2 protein-coding genes and 1 pseudogene are annotated in these 1,996 nt (G+C 75.7%); all 3 read left to right on the top strand.

What is annotated here, in order from left to right; genetic code table 11:
• Window positions 1-707 (top strand): annotated as a pseudogene (locus AC5LSR_RS16850) (hypothetical protein); the annotation flags it as partial.
• A 104-nt stretch (window positions 708-811) separates the two neighbouring features.
• The gene (locus AC5LSR_RS16845; protein ID WP_250285941.1) at window positions 812-1,006 is read left to right on the top strand and encodes a DUF5703 family protein; all 195 of its coding nucleotides are present in this window, start codon (window positions 812-814) and stop codon (window positions 1,004-1,006) included.
• Between the two features lie 249 nt (window positions 1,007-1,255).
• A partial coding sequence (locus tag AC5LSR_RS16840; RefSeq protein ID WP_250285943.1) for a DUF2637 domain-containing protein occupies window positions 1,256-1,996 on the top strand: 741 nt, incomplete at its 3' end.

The following is a 1,996-nucleotide window of genomic DNA, read 5'->3' as shown; positions in this document are numbered from 1 at the left end:
TGGCCTCGCTGGCCCCGCCCGCGTTCGTGCTGGTCATGGGCTACACCGAGGCGCTGTGGGGGCTGCTGGCCGTCGGGGTGTTCGCCGGGATCCGCTCCCGGCGCTGGGAGTTCGCCGCCGGCTGCGGGCTGCTCGCCGGGCTGTGCCGGCCGGTGGGCGTCCTGCTGGTCGCCCCGGCGGCCCTCGAGGCCGCCCGCGGGATCACCGCCGCCGCCACGGCCGACCGGCTGCGGCGCGCGGCGGCTGTCGCGGCGCCGGCCGTGGGCCTCGGCGGCTACCTGCTGTGGGCGGGGATCGCCTACGGGGACGCCCTCGCCCCGGTCCGGCTGCAGCGGCAGCAGTCGCTGCACGGCAGCTCCTCGAACCCCGCGGCGGTGCTCTGGGACGCGGCCCGCGGCGCCGTCCACGGCGAGGTGGGCACCGCACTGCACGTCCCGTGGCTGCTGCTTGTCGCCGTCCTGCTCGTGGTCATGGTGCGTACGCTGCCGGCGTCCTACCCGCTGTGGGCCGCGCTGACCATCGCCGCCCTGCTGACCGGCAGCAACCTGGACTCCAGCGAGCGGTACGCCTACGGCGCGTTCCCGTTCCTGTTCGTCGCCGCCGCGCTGACCCGCCGTGACGAGGTGTTCCGCGCGGTGCTGGCGGCCTGCGCCGCGATGATGGCGGTGTACGCGTCCCTGGCCTTCCTCGGCCTGTACGTACCGTAAATCCTTTACGTAGGGTAGCCAAACTACCCTGATGCCCCGCTTTGCCCCGGATGCTCTTACAGGTTCGTCACACCGGCAGTCCACCTCGTCGTTACGGTGACGTCATGGATGTGGAGTACCAGCGGCTGTACCTGCCGCCCGGGACGGACCGCCGGCAGGCTCTGGCCGTCCTCACCCTGCACGCCGAGTTCGGCGACTGGGAGCTCGAGCGGCTGCGCCTGTTCCCGGACGGCTCCCGGCGCGTGCTCCTGCGCCGCTCACGCCAGCGCGGTGGGCTGCCGGGCTACCTGCCCACCTGACGGCCGTCAGCCGCCGGCACCGTCCGTGTCGCGGGCCTGTCGGTCACGGACGGCGATAGCCGCCGCGGCGGCGGGACCACGCCGCGGCGTGGCCGCACGGTGACCAGCCCGGCCGCCGGATCGTAGCTGTCCGGTCGCGGCGAGGAAGTCTTTCGCGAGACAGCAACCTGGATGGGCGGACAGACGTCAGGATGGCTGACAAGTGGTGGAAACCGCACCAGCCCGCCGGCCCTCCAGGAAGGACCCGCCGTGACGGTCGAGAGCGGATACGTGCCGCCCGGTGGTGAGCCCGTTCCGAGCGCCCTCGAGCCGGGCGCCCTCGAGCTGGGCGGCACCGGCCCCGACGGCGCGCCCGGGCTGGCGGGCACCGGCGCGCGGAGCACCCCGAGGAGCCACCCGGAAAGTGCGGCGGGCCCGGGGAACACGGGCCCGCCCGACGCGGCAGGGCCCGCGAGCCCGGCGGGCACAGCCCCGGCGGGCGGGGTACGGCCCAGTGGCGGCAGCGGGCCGGACGGCGGGGCCGGGACGCGGGCGGAGCCGGCCATCCAGGCGACCACCATCGTCGCGGTGGTCGCGGTCGCGGCGGTGGCCGCGTTCGTCTCCTACCGGCACATGCGCGGGGTCGCCCTCGAGCAGGGGGAGGACCGCCTCGCCGCCACCGTCATCCCGTTCAGCGTCGACGGCCTGATCGTCGCCGCGTCCATGACGATGCTGCGGGACCGGCGTGCCGGGCGACCCCGCTCCTGGCTGTCCTACACGCTGCTGACGCTGGGCGCGTGCGCGTCGCTGGCGGCGAACGTCATGCACGCCGAGCCCACCCTGGCCGCCCGGATCATCGCCGGCTGGCCGCCGCTGGCGCTGCTCGGCTCCTACGAGCTGCTCATGCGCCAGATCCACGCCGGCCGCGGCACGGCGGGCGGCCGGCGGCCCGCCGACATCGCGATCACGGTGCCGGCGCAGCGCGCCGAACAGCCGGCGGCACGACCGGCC

The organism is Protofrankia sp. CiP1_Cm_nod4, assembly GCF_982290645.1.
The sequence above is the reverse complement of the archived record's forward strand: the minus strand, read 5'-3'. Positions and strand labels throughout refer to the sequence as shown.

What these genes read in the sequence shown, in the direction of transcription:
- AC5LSR_RS16845 (WP_250285941.1), top strand. Translation starts at nt 812, where the DNA reads ATGGATGTGGAGTACCAGCGGCTGTACCTGCCGCCCGGGACGGACCGC.